General features: G+C 71.9%; 18 protein-coding genes. 12 read left to right on the forward strand and 6 right to left on the reverse strand.

Going from position 1 to position 18,387, the window contains the following annotated elements:
* Positions 1-794: 794 nt before the first annotated feature.
* Complete coding sequence (locus ACVGV2_RS02300; RefSeq protein WP_459164392.1) at positions 795-1,148, reverse strand: MoaD/ThiS family protein; 354 nt, start codon at positions 1,146-1,148, stop codon at positions 795-797.
* A 4-nt stretch (positions 1,149-1,152) separates the two neighbouring features.
* Entirely contained in the window at positions 1,153-2,211 is a 1,059-nt protein-coding gene (gene moaA, locus ACVGV2_RS02305) for a GTP 3',8-cyclase MoaA (RefSeq protein ID WP_459164393.1), read from the reverse strand.
* Between the two features lie 137 nt (positions 2,212-2,348).
* Here moaA and ACVGV2_RS02310 point away from each other — a divergent pair, with 137 nt between their 5' ends.
* From ACVGV2_RS02310 to ACVGV2_RS02340, 7 genes are all read left to right on the forward strand, one after another.
* A complete protein-coding gene (locus ACVGV2_RS02310) occupies positions 2,349-2,741 on the forward strand; it encodes a TOBE domain-containing protein (RefSeq protein ID WP_459164394.1) in 393 nt (130 codons plus the stop codon).
* Positions 2,738-3,520, forward strand: a complete 783-nt coding sequence (gene modA, locus ACVGV2_RS02315; protein ID WP_459164395.1) for a molybdate ABC transporter substrate-binding protein — start codon at positions 2,738-2,740, stop codon at positions 3,518-3,520. The genes ACVGV2_RS02310 and modA overlap by 4 nt, the downstream gene beginning before the upstream one ends.
* Before the next feature lie 13 nt (positions 3,521-3,533).
* Complete coding sequence (locus ACVGV2_RS02320; protein ID WP_459164396.1) at positions 3,534-4,343, forward strand: ABC transporter permease; 810 nt, start codon at positions 3,534-3,536, stop codon at positions 4,341-4,343.
* Entirely contained in the window at positions 4,340-5,440 is a 1,101-nt protein-coding gene (locus ACVGV2_RS02325) for a sulfate/molybdate ABC transporter ATP-binding protein (protein ID WP_459164397.1), read from the forward strand. Before ACVGV2_RS02320 ends, ACVGV2_RS02325 begins: the two co-directional genes overlap by 4 nt.
* Positions 5,441-5,462: 22 nt before the next feature.
* Positions 5,463-6,227, forward strand: a complete 765-nt coding sequence (locus ACVGV2_RS02330; protein ID WP_459165842.1) for an HAD-IIA family hydrolase — start codon at positions 5,463-5,465, stop codon at positions 6,225-6,227.
* Positions 6,228-6,241: 14 nt separating this feature from the next.
* Positions 6,242-6,634, forward strand: coding sequence for a YccF domain-containing protein (locus ACVGV2_RS02335; protein WP_459164398.1), 393 nt, complete (start codon positions 6,242-6,244; stop codon positions 6,632-6,634).
* Between the two features lie 191 nt (positions 6,635-6,825).
* Positions 6,826-8,493, forward strand: coding sequence for an AMP-binding protein (locus tag ACVGV2_RS02340; protein WP_459164399.1), 1,668 nt, complete (start codon positions 6,826-6,828; stop codon positions 8,491-8,493).
* 82 nt (positions 8,494-8,575) lie between these two features.
* Here the strand turns inward: ACVGV2_RS02340 and ACVGV2_RS02345 are convergent, their stop codons facing one another.
* Positions 8,576-9,214 carry a hypothetical protein gene (locus tag ACVGV2_RS02345; RefSeq protein WP_459164400.1) on the reverse strand — a complete coding sequence of 213 codons (639 nt, stop codon included), beginning with the start codon at positions 9,212-9,214 and terminating at the stop codon, positions 8,576-8,578.
* 264 nt (positions 9,215-9,478) lie between these two features.
* On the opposite strand from ACVGV2_RS02345, the gene ACVGV2_RS02350 reads away from it, so the two are divergent.
* Positions 9,479-9,874 (forward strand): DUF6166 domain-containing protein, encoded by a 396-nt coding sequence (locus ACVGV2_RS02350; RefSeq protein ID WP_459164401.1) that lies wholly within the window; start codon positions 9,479-9,481, stop codon positions 9,872-9,874.
* A gap of 214 nt (positions 9,875-10,088) precedes the next feature.
* Here ACVGV2_RS02350 and ACVGV2_RS02355 read toward each other — a convergent pair whose 3' ends face one another.
* Positions 10,089-11,048 (reverse strand): R2-like ligand-binding oxidase, encoded by a 960-nt coding sequence (locus ACVGV2_RS02355; protein WP_459164402.1) that lies wholly within the window; start codon positions 11,046-11,048, stop codon positions 10,089-10,091.
* Between the two features lie 191 nt (positions 11,049-11,239).
* Between ACVGV2_RS02355 and ACVGV2_RS02360 the strand changes: the two genes are divergently transcribed.
* Positions 11,240-11,980 carry an HAD family hydrolase gene (locus ACVGV2_RS02360; RefSeq protein ID WP_459164403.1) on the forward strand — a complete coding sequence of 247 codons (741 nt, stop codon included), beginning with the start codon at positions 11,240-11,242 and terminating at the stop codon, positions 11,978-11,980.
* Between the two features lie 231 nt (positions 11,981-12,211).
* A complete protein-coding gene (locus tag ACVGV2_RS02365) occupies positions 12,212-12,610 on the forward strand; it encodes a cold-shock protein (RefSeq protein ID WP_459164404.1) in 399 nt (132 codons plus the stop codon).
* A gap of 265 nt (positions 12,611-12,875) precedes the next feature.
* On the opposite strand, the gene ACVGV2_RS02370 is transcribed toward ACVGV2_RS02365, so the two are convergent.
* Positions 12,876-13,349 (reverse strand): DUF2771 family protein, encoded by a 474-nt coding sequence (locus ACVGV2_RS02370; RefSeq protein ID WP_459164405.1) that lies wholly within the window; start codon positions 13,347-13,349, stop codon positions 12,876-12,878.
* An 88-nt stretch (positions 13,350-13,437) separates the two neighbouring features.
* On the reverse strand, positions 13,438-14,109 hold the full coding sequence (locus tag ACVGV2_RS02375; RefSeq protein ID WP_459164406.1) for a glutaminyl-peptide cyclotransferase: 672 nt from the start codon (positions 14,107-14,109) through the stop codon (positions 13,438-13,440).
* A gap of 273 nt (positions 14,110-14,382) precedes the next feature.
* On the opposite strand from ACVGV2_RS02375, the gene ACVGV2_RS02380 reads away from it, so the two are divergent.
* Positions 14,383-15,222, forward strand: coding sequence for a DUF3027 domain-containing protein (locus tag ACVGV2_RS02380; protein ID WP_459164407.1), 840 nt, complete (start codon positions 14,383-14,385; stop codon positions 15,220-15,222).
* The gene (locus tag ACVGV2_RS02385; protein ID WP_459164408.1) at positions 15,219-18,269 is read left to right on the forward strand and encodes a sacsin N-terminal ATP-binding-like domain-containing protein; all 3,051 of its coding nucleotides are present in this window, start codon (positions 15,219-15,221) and stop codon (positions 18,267-18,269) included. Before ACVGV2_RS02380 ends, ACVGV2_RS02385 begins: the two co-directional genes overlap by 4 nt.
* Positions 18,270-18,387 lie beyond the last annotated feature (118 nt).

The raw sequence follows: 18,387 nt of genomic DNA on the forward strand, positions 1-18,387 counted from the left end.
ACAGTAACGACAGATCGTGGTTCGTCGATTCAACTGTTTTAGCAGCGCATAGCGTTGTTACTCGTTCGTATCCGGACCGATATCGATCACCGTCAGTGAGGCGTGCATCACTGCGTTTCCGGGCGTGTCGGTCGTTTGGCCGCAGGCCGCGCGTTCGCGCTCGGCCGGCCGAACGCGAGGCTCCTGGGCCCGATAGCGGGCTCCGCCCGACATGCCGAGGCGCGTCGTACGGCCTCGTCGCAGCCCGAGCCGTCTGCGTCACCCGCTGGCCGCGGAGCCGTCCAACGCCGTGATTCACATCGAGCCGAACTCTTTCGCGTGGGGAGCTTTTGTCCTGCGAACGTGTGGGGACAGCTCTCAATTTTCATGAAAATTGTGCTTTCTGGAACGAGTCCAGATAGGGCAGGGGTGGGGCGGGATGGAGTGCGGATGCCGCCTGTGACCACCGTGGACGCTGGAGTGCGGTGCTCGGGTGGGCGCTGCTGCTGATCTAGCTTGACAGCTATCTCGGTGACTGTGTAGTTCCGCGCACGAGCGCGTGCGCGGAACAACTACGGTGTTCTGCGGACGAAAGGAATGCTGATGCGGCCATCGGACGCTGTGCGAGCGCCAGTGCCGTAGCCGAACCGAGCCGATGCCGTAGCCGAACCGAGCCGTGGCGTAGCCAACCGAGCCGATCTGTGCCGTGCCGTGGCGTAGCCAACCGAGCCGATCCGTGCCGTGGCGTGACAGTGCCGATGCCGTGCCGAGCTCGGAGCGCAGTGCTCGCCGGCCTCGGCGCGCCGCGCCCGGGATCAGCCTCCTGCGAACGGCGGCAGCACGTCCAGCACGGCCCCGTGCGGGACGGGCGCCGAGTGGTCGCGGGTGCTCACCTCGTCGAGCAGGAAGCTGCACGCCGCGAGGACGCGTTCCAGCTCGCTGCCGTGGTGTTCGGCGATCGCGGACAGCACATCGGCCACGCAGGCATGCGCGGGAACCGGGAGGTCCTCCTCGGACACGCCGGCCGCCGCGCGGGCTCCAGCGAAGTACCGCACGCGCACGGTGACGGTCTCCGCCGGGGCCGGGACGGTCTCCGCCGGGGCCGGGGCGGGCGACGACCGCTCGCCCCCCTCCCGCCGCGCGTCACTCGGCTGCGCCGTGGTCGTCATCGCCTCAGCCTCCGATCGCGCTCATCGGCCGCTCCGGCTGGGCGAAGCCCGGTTCGTCGACGCCGTGCCCGGCCTTCTTCGCCCACATCGTCTGCTGCCAGAGCCGGATGATCTCCTCGTCCTCCGCGCCGCCGCGCAGTGCCGCTCGCAGGTCCGTCTCCTCGGTGGAGAACAGGCAGGAGCGCAGCTGCCCGTCGGCGGTCAGCCGCGTCCGGTCGCAGGTGGAGCAGAACGGGCGGGTCACCGAACCGATCACGCCGACCGTGCCGGGGCCGTCGTCGACGAGCCAGCGCTCCGCCGGGGCCGAGCCGCGTTCGGCGACGTCGGGCGTGAGCGCGTACCGCTCGCCGAGGCGCTGGAGGATCTCGTCCGCGGTGATCATCGTGTCGCGGTCCCACTCGTGCTGGGCGTCCAGCGGCATCTGCTCGATGAAGCGCAGTTCGTAGCCGCGTTCGAGGCAGTACTCCAGCAGGTCGCAGGCCTCGTGCTCGTTGATGCCGCGCATGAGCACCGCGTTGACCTTCACTGGTTCGAGCCCCATGGTTTTGGCCGCGCGCAGACCGTCGAGCACGTCGTCGAAGCGGTCGCGCCGCGTGAGCCGTTTGAACACGTCGCGGTCGAGCGTGTCGAGCGAGACGTTGACCCGGTTGAGCCCGCCGCGCACGAGTGCTTCGGCGTGCGCGCCCAGGTTGATCCCGTTGGTCGTCAGCGCCGTCTTCGGGTTGCCGGGCAGCGCCGAGGTGGCGGTGATGATGTCCACGAGGTCCTGGCGCAGCAGCGGTTCCCCGCCGGTGAAGCGGACCGTGTTGACACCGAGCCGTTCCACGGCGATGCGGATGAGGCGCAGCATCTCGTCGGTGTCGAGCATTTCGGAGCGCTTCATCCACGGCAGCCCTTCGGCGGGCATGCAGTAGGTGCACCGCAGGTTGCACTTGTCGATCAGCGACACCCGCAGGTCGGTGGCGACGCGACCGAACCGGTCGACGAGGTAGGGGGTGTCCGGGCGCGCGGAGGTGTCGATCGCCTGGTTCACGGCCGGAATGCCCAAGTTCACGCTCACCATTCGAGCTTAACGCCGCTGGCAATGCCCGGATGCGTCCGCGTGCTGCGGGACGATCCCGCACGGCTGTTGGAGCGAACCCGCGGATGCGTCGAAATGACCCTGTTCTTTCCGCTCCTGCGGAAGTACCTTCGGCTGTCATGCCGCAATTCCGGATCGCAGACGCCGCCGAGCTGCTGGGCGTCAGCGACGACACGGTCCGCCGATGGGCCGAGAGCGGCCGGCTGGCCGTCGAACGCGACCACTCCGGTCGGCTGATGGTCGGCGGTGCGGAGCTCGCCGCGTTCGCGCGGGAGCAGGCCAGGAGCGCTCCCGACCCGTCGGCCGTGGGGCGTTCGGCGCGCAACCGGTGGGTCGGCCTCGTCACCGAGGTGCGCTCCGATGTGGTGATGTCCCAAGTCGAGATGCAGTGCGGACCGCACCGCGTGGTCTCCCTGATGAGCACCGAAGCCGTCGAGGAACTCGGGCTGGCGCCCGGGGTGCGCGCGGTCGCGGTCGTCAAGTCCACGAACGTGGTGGTGGAAACCCCATGAACCGACCGAACGGGACGCGCTCGGTCGCGCGCACCAGCGCGCTGGTCACCGCCTTGCTGGCGGTGGTGGCCGTGCTGGCCGGCGGATGCGCGGCGCACTCGGGCGAGCGCACGCTCACCGTGCTCGCCGCCGCATCGCTGACCGAGTCGTTCGACGAGATCGGCGAGCGGTTCGAGCAGCAGCACCCCGACGTGCAGGTGCAGTTCGACTACCAGGGCTCGTCCACGTTGTCCGAGCAGATCCGCCAGGGTCGGCAGGCCGACGTGTTCGCCTCGGCCGACACCGCGAACATGGACAAGGTCGCCGAGGCCGGTTCGGTCGCGGGCGAACCCGCAGTTTTCGCGAAGAACCGGCTGGTCGTCGCCGTGCCGAAGGGCAACCCGGCGGGCATCAGCTCGCTGCAGGACCTCTCCCGCTCCGACCCCGCGGTCGTCACCTGCGCCCCCGAGGTGCCGTGCGGTGCGGCGACGCAGCGCGCTGCCGAGCACGCGGGCGTCCGGCTGCAGCCGGACAGCGAGGAGAACGACGTCAAGTCGGTGCTGCGCAAGGTGCAGAGCGGCTCGGCCGACGCCGGGCTGGTCTACGCGACCGACGCGCGCAGCGCCGGTGACGACGTGCAGGCGATCGACTTCCCGGCGGCGCAGGGGGCGCTCAACGACTACCCGGTCGCCGAGCTGAACGAAGCCGAGCACCCGGAGCTCGCCTCCGAGTTCCTCGACTTCGTGCGCGGCAGGGCAGGTCAGGAGGTGCTCACCGAGCACGGGTTCGGCGCGGCGTGACGGGGTGGTGCCGATGAACGGGGCTGCTGGAGCGCGCGGCGGCCCCGCGTCCGTTCCCGCCGTGCTGTGGCTGCCGGCCGCGTTGGCGCTGGCGCTGATCGCGTTGCCCGTGCTCGGGCTGTTCGCCCGCGTCGCCCCGGCCGAGCTGCCCGAGCTGCTGCTGGCCCCGGCAGCCGTGGACGCGCTGCGGCTGTCGCTGGTCACTGCCGCCGCCTCCACCGCGCTGTCGGTGGTGCTCGGTGTGCCGCTGGCCGTGGTGCTCGCGCGGTCGCGCATGCGCGGGCTGCGGGTGCTGCGCGCGGTGGTGCTGCTGCCGCTGGTGCTGCCACCGGTGGTGGGTGGCCTCGCGCTGCTGTACCTGCTGGGACGCACCGGCCCGCTCGGCGGGCCGCTCGACGCGGTGGGGGTGCAGCTGCCGTACAGCACGGCCGCCGTGGTGCTGGCGCAGACGTTCGTGGCGATGCCGTTCCTCGTGGTGGGGTTGGAAGGGGCGCTGCGCACCGCTGGCGGTCGGTACGAACGCGTGGCGGCCACGCTCGGCGCCGGCCCGTGGTCGGCGTTCCGCCGGGTGACGTTGCCGCTGCTGCTGCCCGCCCTCGGGTCGAGCCTGGTGCTCGCGTTCGCCCGCGCGCTCGGCGAGTTCGGCGCGACGATCACGTTCGCCGGCAGCCTGCAGGGCAGCACCCGCACGCTGCCGCTGGCGATCTACACCGAGGCGCAGACGGATGTGGACGCGGCCGTGGCGATGTCGTTGTTGCTGGTGGTGGTGGCTCTGGTGGTGATCGTGGTGGCACGTCCCCGGTCGGTCGCGGGGGGCGCATGACCGAGGGGAGCGGTCTGTTCGCGGACGTCCGGGTCAGCCGGCAGGACTTCGAACTGCGCACCCGCTTGGAGGTGTCCGCGGGCGAGGTGCTCGGGGTGCTCGGGCCGAACGGTGCGGGCAAGTCGACGCTGCTGTCGGTGCTCGCCGGGCTGCTGACGCCGGACGCCGGTTCGGTGCTCGTGGACGGGGCGAGCTGGGTGGACGCCGAACGCGGCCGGAACCTGCCGACGCACCGGCGCGGCGTGGGCCTGCTGGCGCAGGAGCCGTTGCTGTTCCCTCACCTCACCGCCGAGGACAACGTGGCGTTCGGGCTCCGCTCCGGCGGACTGCGCCGGGCGCGGGCGCGCCGGCGCGCCGGTGCGTGGCTGTCCGAGGTGGACGCGGACGGTCTCGCGCGGCACCGGCCCGCCGCGTTGTCCGGTGGGCAGGCGCAGCGGGTGGCGCTGGCCCGTGCGCTGGCGGCCGAACCGGGGCTGTTGCTGCTGGACGAGCCGCTGGCCGCGTTGGACGTGGACGCCGCGCCCGCGATGCGCACCCTGCTGCACCGGGTGCTGCGGCAGCGTGCGCGGCCGAGCGTGCTCGTCACGCACGACGTGCTGGACGCGGTGGTGCTCGCCGACCGGATCGCCGTGCTCGTCGACGGCGGCATCGTCGAGCAGGGACCCACGCGGCAGGTGCTGGCGCGGCCCACCGACGAGTTCACCGCCCGCCTGACGGGTGTGAACCTCGTTCCCGGGCCGGTGCGGGAGGAGGGCGTGCGGTTCGGGGCGTCCTCGTTGAGCGGCCGGCTCGGCGAACCGCTCGGCGCGGCCGAACAGGCCGTTGCCGTGTTCGCGCCCAGCGCGGTGGCGGTGCACCGCCGGCGTCCGGAGGGTAGCCCGCGCAACGCCGTGCAGGTGCGGGTGGCGGCGCTGGAACCGCGCGGCGACGTGGTGCGCGTGCGGGCGCGCGCCGAGGGGCGCGCCCTGGCCGCGGACATCACGCCTGCGGCGGTGGCCGAGCTGGGGATCGTGCCGGAGGAGCACGTGTGGTTCGTGGTCAAGGCGACCGAAGTGGCCATCCACCCCGTGTCCGGTGGATCATGCGGGCGTGACTGATATAGCGCGATGGACCTACCTCATGGACATGGACGGCGTGCTCGTCCACGAACAGCGCATGGTGCCCGGGGCGGACCGCTTCCTCGCCGCACTGCGCGAACGGGGCGTCCCGTTCATGGTGTTCACGAACAACTCGATCTACACCCCGCGCGATCTGCGGGCGCGCCTGTCCGGCAGCGGCCTGGACATCCCGGAGGAGTCGATCTGGACCTCGGCGCTGGCCACGGCGCAGTTCCTCGACAAGCAGCGTCCCGGCGGTTCGGCCTACGTCGTCGGTGAGTCCGGGTTGACCACCGCGCTGCACGACATCGGCTACATCCTCACCGACCGGGATCCGGACTACGTGGTCATCGGCGAGACCCGCACCTACAGTTTCGAGGCGATCACCCGCGCGATCCGCCAGGTCGAGGGCGGGGCCCGGTTCATCGCCACGAACCCGGACGAGAAGGGGCCCAGCCCGGAGGGCACGCTGCCCGCGACGGGGGCGGTGGCCGCGCTGATCGAGCGGGTCACCGGCCGCAGTCCGTACTACGTCGGCAAGCCCAATCCGTTGATGATGCGTTCGGCGCTGCGGGCGCTGGGGGCGCACTCGGAGCACACGCTCGTGATCGGCGACCGGATGGACACCGACGTGCGTTCCGGTTTGGAATCGGGGTTGCAGACGATCCTCGTGCTGTCCGGACTGTCCGGCGGGAGCACCGCCGAGAAGTTCCCGTACCGGCCGACGAAGGTGGTCGGCTCGGTGGCGGATCTCGTCGACCACGTCGACGACCCGTTCGCCGCGTGAAGGAGGGATTGAGGATGCGTCTGCTGCTGAATCTGATCTGGTTGGTCTTCGGCGGGCTGTGGCTCGCGTTGGGCTACGGTCTGGCGGGGATCGCGCTGTGCGTGACGATCGTCGGCATCCCGCTGGGCATCGCGGCGTTCCGGATGACCGCGTTCGCCTTGTGGCCGTTCGGCAAACGGCTGGTCGACGACCCGGAGGCGGGGGTCATGTCGGCTGCGGGCAACGTCGTCTGGTTCGTCCTCGCCGGGTGGTGGTTGGCGCTCGGGCACATCGCCACCGGCGTGCTCATGTGCGTGACGATCGTCGGTATTCCGCTGGGCATCGCGAACTTCAAGCTCGTCCCGGTTTCGTTGCTGCCGCTCGGCAAGAAGATCCTGGACAGCGACTCGCCTTACTCGTTCAGGTGAACTGCGCGGACCGGCTGCGGCGGGCGTTTCCCGGCCGTGCCGCGCGCATCTCTTTCGCTCGTACGGCCCAGCGTGCAGGATGACCGCATCGATCCCGGAGCACCACTGCGAGTAGCGCCGCGCTGGCGCCGGCGGTGCTGCCGAGGCTTCGAACACGAGCGCTGTTCACATCTTGTCGGGAGGACATCGCGATGGAGAGCACGCGAACGGGAGCGGCATCGGCCGGGCGGGGCCTGCCCGATGAGCAGCACCTGCCCAGCTACGCCTCCGGCACGTCGGACACGCCGCTGCTGGGCGACACGATCGGTGCCGACCTGGATCGGACGGTGGCGTCGTTCCCGGACAGGGACGCGCTGGTCGAGTACGCGACCGGGCGGCGCTGGACCTACCGGGAGTTCCTCGCGGACGTGGAGGCGCTCGCGGCGGGGCTGCTCGACGCGGGTCTCGAGGTCGGCGACCGCGTCGGCATCTGGGCGCCGAACCGCGCCGAGTGGACGCTCGTGCAGTACGCGACGGCGAAGATCGGCGCGATCCTGGTCAACATCAACCCCGCCTACCGCGCGCACGAGCTGGAGTACGTGCTCGGGCAGGCGGGCATCCGCCTGGTGGTCGCCGCGCAGAGCTTCAAGAGTTCCGACTACGTGGCGATGCTCGGCCAGGTGCGCGAGCGCTGCGCCGAGCTGGAGCGGGTGGTGTTCCTCGGCACCGACGAGTGGCACGGCCTGGCCGCGGGCGGCGACGTGGACGCGGTGCGCCGGCGGCAGGCGGAGCTCTCGGCCGATGATCCGATCAACATCCAGTACACCTCCGGGACGACGGGCTTCCCGAAGGGCGCGACCCTGTCGCACCACAACATCCTCAACAACGGGTTCTTCGTCGGCGAGCTGTGCCGCTACACCGAGCAGGACCGGGTGTGCATCCCGGTGCCCTTCTACCACTGCTTCGGCATGGTGATGGGCAACCTGGCGTGCACGAGCCACGGTGCGGCGATGGTCATCCCGAGCGAGGCGTTCGATCCGGCCGCGGCCCTGTCCGCGGCGCAGGCGGAGCGTTGCACGTCGCTGTACGGGGTGCCGACGATGTTCATCGCCGAGCTGGACCTGCCGGACTTCGGCTCGTACGACCTGAGCGCGCTGCGCACCGGGATCATGGCGGGATCACCGTGCCCGGTGGAGGTGATGAAGCAGGTCATCGACCGGATGGGCATGACCGAGGTGTCGATCTGCTACGGCATGACCGAGACCTCGCCGGTGTCCACGCAGACCCGCCCGGACGACTCGGTCGACCGGCGCGTGTCCACTGTGGGTAGAGTCGGGCCGCATCTGGAGGTCAAGGTCGTCGACCCCGCCACGGGCAAGACGTTGCCGCGCGGCAGCTCGGGCGAGCTGTGCACGCGCGGGTATTCGGTGATGTTGGGCTACTGGCGGGAACCGGACCGCACGTCCGAAGTGATCGACGCGGCGCGCTGGATGCGCACGGGGGATCTGGCCGTGATGGACGAGCACGGCTACGTCAGCATCACCGGCCGCATCAAGGACATGGTCATCCGCGGCGGGGAGAACATCTACCCGCGCGAGATCGAGGAGTTCCTCTACACGCATCCGGACATCGTGGACGCGCAGATCGTCGGTGTGCCGGACGAGCGCTACGGCGAGGAGCTCATGGCCTGGCTGCGGCTGCGGGAAGGTGCCGAGGAGGTCACCGCGGAGGGCCTGCGGGAGTTCTGCAGCGGCCACCTGGCGCACTACAAGATCCCGAAGTACGTGCACGTGGTCGACGAGTTCCCGATGACCGTCACGGGCAAGATCCGCAAGGTCCAGATGCGCGAGGAGGCCAAGAAGCTGCTCGGGCTGGAGTGACGCGGAGCTGGCTGGATTGGCTCTGGAGCTGTTCGGCTTCGGGCGGTGCTGCCTGCGCCCCGGCTCGGGCGCAGCGCCCGGCTCAGACGTAGTCGCAGCTGGTGTGCACGGGGCTGGTCGGTGCCGGCGAGTTCGCGTGCTCCGGCGGGGTGCAGCCGGTGCGCACGAACGATCCCTCGAACTCCAGGTAGGTCTCCCAGTACTGCGGAGCCCGCGCGTAGTCGGGTTCGTAGGTGCTCTGCCGGATCGCCACGTCCGGTCGGCCGTTGTCGTCGAGCTGGCGCAACGTCGCGCCCGGGGCGGCGCCGACCACCTCGTCACTGATCTCGATGCCGCCGTTCCACGTGAGCAGGGAGGTCAGCGCCCCCGAGCTGTGCGCGCCGGTGTCGAAGGTGACGGCGCACCGCTGGGCGTCTCCTTGCCAACCGCAGGCGGCGTCCGTCACTCCCTTGGTCTCCAGCACCGCGGTGTCGCGGAGCTGATCGCCCACGTGGTAGGTGAGAACGCTGCGGCCGCCGGGGGTCGCGTTGTCCCGCCATCCCGTGAGGCGCACGTCGTCCTGCAGGGACAGCTCGAACATCTGCTGGCACTGCTGTCCGCATTCCGCCGCCGGCGCCGTCGGCTCAGCGCTGGCCGCGGGTGCGGCGGTCAGCGACGCCGCCGTCGCCAACGCGGCGACACCGGCTCCGGCGGCTGCTGCCCGGATCCGTCGCAAACGCATTTCCCACCTCCGAGACGTGTGACGTGACCTGTATGTCCGGAAGACGCGGAGCACGTCGCGGAGGTTGATGCGCGTTTCCGTTCGTTACCTTTTCGTGTCCACCCGACCCCAACAGCACCACCCTCGGAACAGTCCTGGTGCTCCAGCCCTCGTGGTGCCAGCGCCACGCGATCGCATCCGGAATAGCCAGCAGCGGTGGCGCTGCGGTGACCACCGCCGGGACAATGATCACGACCGTGTCCTCAACAGCCCGAGGAGGGGCTCGTGACCGACAAGCCCGCGCATCGCCTCTACCGCGGCCTCGCCGACGACGCCGGCACCAACCCCCGCATCCACGTCGTCGCAGGCGGCGGCGGGCCGACCGAACGCGGCCAGGCCACCGTGCTGTACGAGCTCACCCCGGATACGCCCTTCTGGTGGGGCTACGGCGGCAGCAGCCCGGGCCGGGCTGCTGCCGCCATCGTCGACGACGTCCTGCCCGACGTGCTGCCCGCCGAACAGTTGACCAGCATGCCCAGCTCCACCCGCCAGGACATCATCGCCGCCTTCCTGCAGGACTTCCTCGCCCACGCCCACGACCAGCACGAGTTCTGGATCCCCGCGCAAACCGTCACGCGCTGGCTGCACGGCTACTTCCGCGAACTCACCTCCGGCGTCTGACACCGCCACGCGGTCGCCCCCGCGTCCCGGGACCCGACCGCCCACGCCGTGCACTGAGCGCGCGCACTCCGGCAAGCACGAGACGCCCGGCTGGGACCAGGGGCCTGCGTGGCTGCATGAGCAGGGGTATCCGAAGTCCGGGGAAGCGCTGAGATTCCTCCCAGCTGCCCCCAGCCACCCACCCTCAGCGGGCAAATCACGGTCGCAGTACTTCCTAGTCGAGCTTCGCGAGCTCGGCGGCGTCCTCGTCGCTGAACTGCTCCTCCAGCTTCTCCGGTGCGGCGTCCACGTCGATGCGTGCCAGCGGCATGCCGCGCGCGCTGGAGATCGCGCCGAGGCGACGTCCGGCGCGGTCGGAGGCGTAGTTGACGAGCTCGTCGTTGTCCAGGGCGAACGGCGCCTCGGCGGGGGCGTCGTCGGGCCGCCACTGGATCTGCGTGACCGCGTGCACGAGCAGCCGGTCCATCTCCTCCTGGATGTAGTCCCACATCCCGTCGTCGGCGGCCACGTGCCGGCGGCAGGTGAACGTCCCCCAGGCCATGTGGCGGCGTTCGTCGTCGCCGATGCGCCGGATGATCTCCTGCATGCCGGGCAGGATGCCGCGGCTGCGGCAGATCTTGTTCCACGAGTAGTACCCGGTCAGCGCCAGCGTCCCCTCGACGACGTGGTTGTAGGTCACCGAGGCGCGGACCTGGTTGCGCGGGCCCGGGTCCGCGTGCAGCGCGTGCAACGCTTCCGGCAGCTCCTCGTAGAAGATCGCGCGGTAGCCGGGGTTCTCGGCGACGAGGGGGTGCAGGTCCTCGGTCAGCCCGACCGCGTCCATCCACAGCCGGAAGGTCTGGGTGTGCTTGGCCTCCTCGAAGCAGAACTGCGTCAGGTACATCTCGTCGCCGAAGCGGCCTTCGGCGGCCATCGCGGCCATGAACGGTTGCAGGTCCTGGGTGACCGCCTCCTCGCCGGCGATGAACTGCGCGCACAGGCCTGCCACGCTCTGCCGCTCCTCGTCGGTGAGCGCGGCGAGGTCCTCGGCGTCCTGGCTGAAGTCGATGTCGGCCGGGTTCCAGAACTTCGCGTTGCCCTTGCTGAACAGGCGCAGCGGCAGCGAGTCCCAGTTGAGCCCGCCGGTGGCCAGGGAGTGGAAACCTTCGCGGTGCGCGGTGCGCGGGGCGCTCATGAGCGGACTCCAACAGGGGTGTGAGGTGGCTTACGCAACGATTTTCGACACGAATCAGTTTCGCGTCAACATCCGGATCGGGCGCTGGTGCTCGTGTTGTTCCTGAGCACGAAGCTCGTGCTGCACGACTCGCCGGGCTCAGCCCGATGGGGTGCGGCCCTCGGCTTCGGCGGCACCTTAAGCTCGCACGGGTGCGATCAGCCACGATTCCCGCCCGGCCGACCGTCGGCTTCGACCTGGACATGACGCTCATCGACCCGCGGCGCGGCATCCGACGCGCCTACGACCGGGTCGGTGAGGAGTGCGGCGTCGCCCTCGACGGGCGCTACTTCGCCGAGAACCTCGGCCCGCCCAGCGAACGGATGCTGCGCGACTACGGTGTCGACGAGAGCCTCGTCGACGGCCTCGCCCGGCATTACCGCGAGATCTACCCGGAGACGGTCGTCGCCGTGACCGATCCGCTGCCCGGTGCCGCCGCGGCCATGGCGCAGGTGCGCGCGCTCGGCGGCCGCGTGCTCGTGGTCACCGGCAAGTGGACGTCGAACGCCCAGCGGCACCTCGAGCACCTGGACTGGGAGGTCGACCGGCTCGCCGGCGACGTCTTCGCCGCGGCCAAGGGCGAGGTCCTGCGCGCGGAGGGCGCCGCGGTCTACGTGGGCGACCACCCGGGCGACGTCGAAGGCGCTCGAGCCGCCGGAGCCCTGGCCGTGGCCGTGGCCACCGGCCCGCACTCCGCCGAGGAGCTCGCCGAGCACGGCGCCGACCTGGTCTTCGACGACCTCGCAGCGTTCGCACCGTGGCTGGCCTCGACCGCCGGGCAGGCCGACGGCGTTCCCGCGCCGTCACCACCCCGGGCCCCCGCCCCCGTGGAACACCGCTCCGCCGGGCTCGTCCACCGCGGTTCCGGTGGTGATGAATCGGCCGGCCGGTGAGGCTGGGGAGGCGCGCCGGCATCGCGGTACGCTTGCGGTGACGCGTCCCGGCGCGCCCGTGTCGAGCGGTGCCACCCGTATCGGGCCACCTCGCATCGAGCGGCGTTACGGGGCGCTTTCGTTCGTGCCGGGTGGGTCGCCGCGGCGGCCGGCGCGGCGTGCTGACCAGGAAGACGACACTCGAGCGCCCGGACCGTGGCCGGGGGCAGGCGACAGGGAACGGTGAGGACAGTGCCGACCGGCAGGGTCAAGTGGTTCGACGCGAACAAGGGCTTCGGCTTTTTGACCCAGGACGGCGGGGAGGACGTTTACGTGCGTACCTCGGCGCTGCCGTCCGGAGTGGACGCGCTCAAAACGGGGCAACGCGTCAGCTTCGACATGGCCCAGGGACGTCGCGGTCCGCAGGCGCTGCGGGTGGAGCTGCAGGACCCGCCGCCGTCGGTGGTGGAGGCGCGCCGCCGTCCCGCCGATGAACTGCACGGCATGGTCGACGACATGATCAAGCTGCTCGAGGCCCGCGTGCTGCCCGACCTGCAGCGCGGCAAGTACCCGGACAAGAAGTCGGCCAAGCGCGTCGGCGAGGTCGTCCGCGCCGTGGCGCGCGAGCTCGACCCGGGCGGCACCGACTGAACCCGGCGGTACCGGCTGAACCCGGCGGGGTTGGCTGAACCCGGCGGGGTTGGCTGAACCCGGCGGGGTTGGCTGAACCCGGCGGGGTTGGCTGAACCCGGCGGGGTTGGCTGAACCGGCGGCACCGACTGAACCCGGCGGGGCGGGCCGTCGGCCGCTGACGTCCTGGAGCGGTGGCGGCTGCCCCGTTCGTACTCCGCTGCGGTTCGCCCGTCGGCTTCCCGGGCGCCCCGGCCGGTGCACTGGCCCGGGGCGCCCGGTTGCCTCAAGGCGTGGCGTCGACCACCCAGGCCCCGCCGATGCCGAAGTTCACGCCGCCTTCGGGGCCGGGGGTGAGGATGGCGGAGTAGCGCTGCACCTCGACGTGCTCCAGCTGCGCGGCGTCAGGGGGCAGCCGCAGGGTGTAGGCGTGCCGCTCACCGGGGGAGAACACGGAGCTGCGGTTCTCCGCCCGGGTGCCGTCGGTGGTGCGGTAGACGAACACGACCTGCCACGGGGTGCTCGCCACGTCCTGGGGCACGGAAATCTGCACCGGTGCGTTCGGCGGGACGCGCAGCTGTTCCTCCGCGTTCGGGGCCGCCGAGCAGTTCCCGCCCTGCGGCTCGCAGTACTGCGTCGGCGCCGCCGCGACCGACTCGCCGTGGGAGTAGAAGGTGACCTCGGGTTTTCCGGGGGCTCCGCACCCGGCTACCAGGGCGATGCCGGCGGTCGCCAGCAGTGGTTTCCATCCGCGATGCACGGTTGTCGACCCTAAGGTATGTCCTCGCGGCGCGCGGATCAGGGACGGCGCGCCGTGCCCGGGCGGTGGTGCGCGGAGCGCCGGGCGGCTACTCGGGCACGAACCGCACCCGGAACAGGTGCGGCCAGTTCTTCCCGGTGAGCAGGTACTCATCGGTGCCGGGGACCTTCGCGATCCCGTTGAGCACATCGGCCTGGCTGCGTTCGGACGGCGTGAGCAGGCCGGAGGCGTCCGTGACGGCGGTGACGGCGCCGCTGTCCGGGTCGATGCGCACGAGGTAGTCGCTGTGCCAGAGGTTGGCCCACACCTGGCCGCCGACGCATTCCAGTTCGTTGATCTGCGTGATCTCGCTGCCGTCGAGGTGCACGCGCATGCTCCCGCGCGGTTCGTACGATTCCGGATCGTGGAATTTCAGCTGCGCGCTGCCGTCGCTGGAGATGAGTCGGCGGCCGTCGAAGCACAACCCCCAGCCCTCGCCGTCGTGGTCGGCGCGCCGCAGCTCGTCCAGGGTCTCCCGCGAGCGCACCAGGGCGACCTCTTCCTGCCAGGTCAACTGCCAGATACGGTCTCCCACGACGGTCATGCCCTCACCGAACAGGTCCGGGGGCAGCTGCGCTTCGGAGCGCACGCGCCCGGTCTCCGGGTCGAGCGCCCGCAACGCGGAGCCGCCGTAGGTGCCGGTGCTCTCGTAGAGGGTCCCGTCGTGCAGTTCCAAACCCTGGGTGAACGAGGAGCGGTCGTGCGGGAGCGTGGCGATCACTTCCGCTCGGAGGCGTGGGACGCTTTGCGTGTGCCGTACGCCCTGATCGGTCTGACCGTGATCACGGTTGCTGTCGTCCTGCGGTGGTGCGTGCGTCGAGCACGCCACGGGGAGCAGGCAGCACGCCACCAGCAGCATGGTTCGCACGAACACCGACCGCATGGCAGCAGCCTGGCACAGGAGTCCGGCGCGTCACACGGGACGGTGGGGACGCACGCGGTGGAACGCGGCCGATGGGGCACAATCGGTGCTGTGACCCCTATGCCTGCTCCGATGACCAGTCCAGAAGCGGTGACTCCGAACGCGGATGGCGGGCAGCCGGAGTCGAGCGCGGAGCTCACCGCCGCGGTCGAGGTTGCCCGGGCGGCAGCCCTCGACGAGGCCCGCCCGGCGGAGGGTGCGGCCGGATCCGCCGCGCTGCCCCCGGCCGCGGACGGGGCGAGCCCGGTGGGCGAGCACGTCGGGGTGCGCACCGAGGACGCCCACTCCGCCACGCACTACTTCGAATCCGGCTACCCGGGTTACGTGGGCTGGCGCTGGGCCGTGACCGTGGCGAGCGCCGCCCCCGGCGCCCCCGTCACGGTCAGCGAAGTCGTCCTGCTGCCCGGCCCGGACGCCCTGATCGCGCCGGACTGGGTGCCGTGGAGCGAGCGGGTGCGGCCGGAGGACTTCGGCGCGGGCGATCTGCTGCCGACCCCGGACGACGACCCGCGGCTGTCCCCGGGATACCTGGCCGGCGAGGACCCGGACGAGCAGGCCCTCATCGACGAGGTCGGTTTCGGCCGCAGCCGGGTGCTCAGCCCCGAGGGCCGCACCTTCGCGGCCGAGCGCTGGCGGGACGAGCGCGGCCCGGACGCGGAGATGGCGCGCTTGGCGCCGGGAACCTGCGCCACCTGCGGTTTCTTCGTCAAGCTGGCCGGTTCGATGGGCGCTGCCTTCGGCGTCTGCGCCAACGGCTCGGCGCCCGCGGACGGAAGCGTCGTGCACGTGGAGTACGGCTGCGGGGCGCACTCCGAGGCGGAAGTGGACACCTCCTCCTCGGTGCCGGTGGCCGAGGTCGTCTACGACGACACCACGCTGGACTTCGAAACGCGGGACCCGGACGAAGGGTGAGCGCCGACGAGCTTTCCGACGCGACCGACCCGTTCGACACGGCCGGTCTGCGGCGTTCCGTGCTGGGCGCCTGGGAATCCTCGCCGACGCGTTTCCGCGAGGATGCCAACGCCGAAGAGGACCTGCGCCTCGGCGGCTACCGGCAGCGGCTGTTCGTCGAGCTCGCGCAGAACGCCGCCGACGCGGCCGCCGCCGCGGGACGGCCGGGCGTGCTGCGGGTCGAGTGCGACGAGGGCCTGCTGCGGGTGGCGAACACCGGCGCTGCGCTGACCGCCGAGGGCGTGGCCGCGCTCGCGTCGCTGCGCGCTTCGGCCAAGCGGGCCGGCACCGAGGTGGGCCGGTTCGGCGTGGGGTTCGCCGCGGTGCTGTCGGTGTCCGACGAGCCGGCCGTGGTCTCCACGACGGGCGGTGTCGCGTTCTCCGCCGAGGGCACGCGGGCCGAGGCGGCGCGGCTGCCCGGCCCGGACGAGGAACTGCGGCGCCGGCAGGGCGCCGTGCCCGTGCTGCGGCTCGCCTGGCCCACCGGCGAGCGCCCGCCCGCGGGGTTCGACACCGAGGTGCGCCTGCCGCTGCGGTCCGATGTGGATGTTTCCGAGCTGCGCTCGGCGCTGGCCGAGCAGGCCGCCGACCTGCTGCTGGCGCTGCCCGACCTGCGGGAGATCCGCTGCGACGGGCAGGTGTGGCGCCGCGGGAACACCGCCACCGACGGCGACAGCACCGACACCGATACCGGCACCGACGGGGACCGCGTCGTGGTGCAGGGCCCGGACGGCACCGACCGCTGGCTGGTGCACCGCGAATCCGGCGAGCTCTCCGAGTCCGCGGTGTCCGACCTCGGCGCGGAGGCGCAGCACACCGCCCGGTGGCGCGTGTGCTGGGCCGTGCCCGTGGGCGATGGCGAGGTTCGTCCCCTGGGGTCCGACGTGCTGCACGCGCCCACGCCGACGGAGGAGCGCCTGTCGCTGCCGGCGCGGCTGCTGGCTTCCGTGCCGCTGGAGGCCGACCGGCGCCGCGTGGTCAGCTCGGACGCGGCGAACGCGGTGCTCTCGCGCGCCGCCGCGTGCTACCCGGCGCTGGTGCGGAAACTCGATCCGGAGCAGCGCCCCGCGCTCGTCCCGCTGCCGGACTTCCCGCGGTCCGATGTGGACGACAGGTTGCGGCAGGCGGTGTGGGACCGGCTGCGGGTGACCGACTGGCTCGTCACCGCCGAGGGCGTCGAGGTCGCGCCCGCCCGGGCACGGGTGCTGGACACGCCGTCCGAGGACCTCGCGGAGGTGCTGCGCGGCGTGATCGACGGGCTGCTGCGCGCCGACTTCGCCGAAGCGCGGCACCGCCGCACCCTGCACGCCGTCGAGGTGACGCGCCTGACCACCGGCGACATCGTCGACGCCGTGTCCGACCTGCAGCGCGAACCCGCCTGGTGGCACCGCCTGTACGCCGCGCTCGACCCGGTCGAGCGCGCCGATCCGCACGCGCGGGAGGATCTCGCCTCGCTGCCGGTGCCGCTCATCGACGGGCGCACGGTGCGCGGCGTGCGGGAGGTGCTGCTGGCCGATCACGGAGATCCGGCCCACGACGACCCGCAGATCGCCAGGCTGCTGTCCGAACTGGACATTTCCGGGCTGCGGATCGCCCACGTCGACGCGGTGCATCCGCTGCTGACGCGCCTCGGCGCGAGCCCCGTGGACTCCGCGGAACTGCTGGACGCGCCCGCGCTCGTGGACGCGGTGCGAAGCAGCGTCGCCGATGCGCGCTCCGGTGTGGACACCGCTGCACTGGCGGAGACCGTGCTGCGGCTGGCCTCGTTGGCCCGGGAGCGCCCGTGGATGGGGGCGCTGGCCCTGCCCGACCGGGACGGCGAGTTCCGCCGCGCGGACGAGCTGCTGCTGCCGGACGCGGAACTGCTGCCGGTGCTCGACGCGGACGTGGTCGGACCGGAGGCGGCGCTGGGCGTGCTCGACGCGGACGTCGCCGCCGAGTGGCCGCGGGAACTGCTGCGCTCGATCGGCGTGCTGGACACGTTCACGGTGCACGTCGAGGAGGAGCCGACCGAACCGGACGAGGACTTCCCCGACAGCCACGAGTGGTGGCGGCAGTGCTCGGCGAGCGCGGAAACGTGGCCGCCGCAGCGGTTCGTCGGCATCCGCGACCTGGAGCTGGTCGCCGCGGACGCCTGGCCGCGGGCGCTGCGCCTGCTCACCGCCGCGCCGGAGACCGCGCACGCGCTGCGCGAACCGAACAACCACGCGGCCTGGTGGATCGCCCGGTACGCGGTGCTCGACGGGCGCGCGCCGCGGTTCTGGCGGCTGCCGGAGGCCACCGAACTGGTCGGGCTGTACGACCCGGTCGGCGACGTGGGGCTGACCGAGGACGAGCTGCGCCTGGCCGGGGTGCGCACCCGATTGCGGGTGGCCGACACCGAGGACGCGGCCGACCTGCTGCAACGGCTCGGCGACCCCGAACGCGGCGTCCGCGCGGGCACGGGCCTGCGGGCGCACCGGGCGCTGGCGGAGGCCATCGCGCGCGGGGCGGTCGAACCGGAGGAGGTCACCCCGCCGGAGGCGGTGCGTTCGGTGTCCGGGGCGACGGTGCCGGCGCAGCGGGCGGTGGTGCTGGACGAGCCCTGGATGATGGGCGTGCTCGAACCCCCGCTGGTGGTGGCCGGCGGCAGTCCGGACAGCTTCGACGCGGACGCGCTGGCGGAGCTGCTCGACCTGCCGCTGGCGTCCGAGGAGGACGATCACGAGGTCGTCGGTGACGGCGGCGTGCAGCGCTGGCGCGAGGTGAGGCGGGTCGAGGCGGCCTGCGAACTGCTCGGACTCGCCGTTCCCGACGGGGAGGTGCTGCTGCACGACGAGCTGACCGTGCGCGGTGCCGAGCGGTCCTGGCGGGTGCACTGGTGGGTGGACGGCCGCGATCGGCTGCACGCGGAGCGGACGGCCGACGGGTTGGCCCGCGCGTTGAGCTGGGTGGCCGGGTGCTGGCGCGAGCGTTTCGCGCTGGCCGCCCTGTTCGCCGATCCGGAAGCCACCACCCTGCTGCGATGAGCAGACGTCTCGTGCGCTCCGCGGCAGCTGCATGACCATGACGCGGGCAACTCGGGCGCGGGCAACTCGGACGCGGGAAAGTCGGGGAGGGGCGATGACTGAGTCGGAGGAGGCGCGG

It is taken from the genome of Bounagaea algeriensis (genome assembly GCF_054491375.1).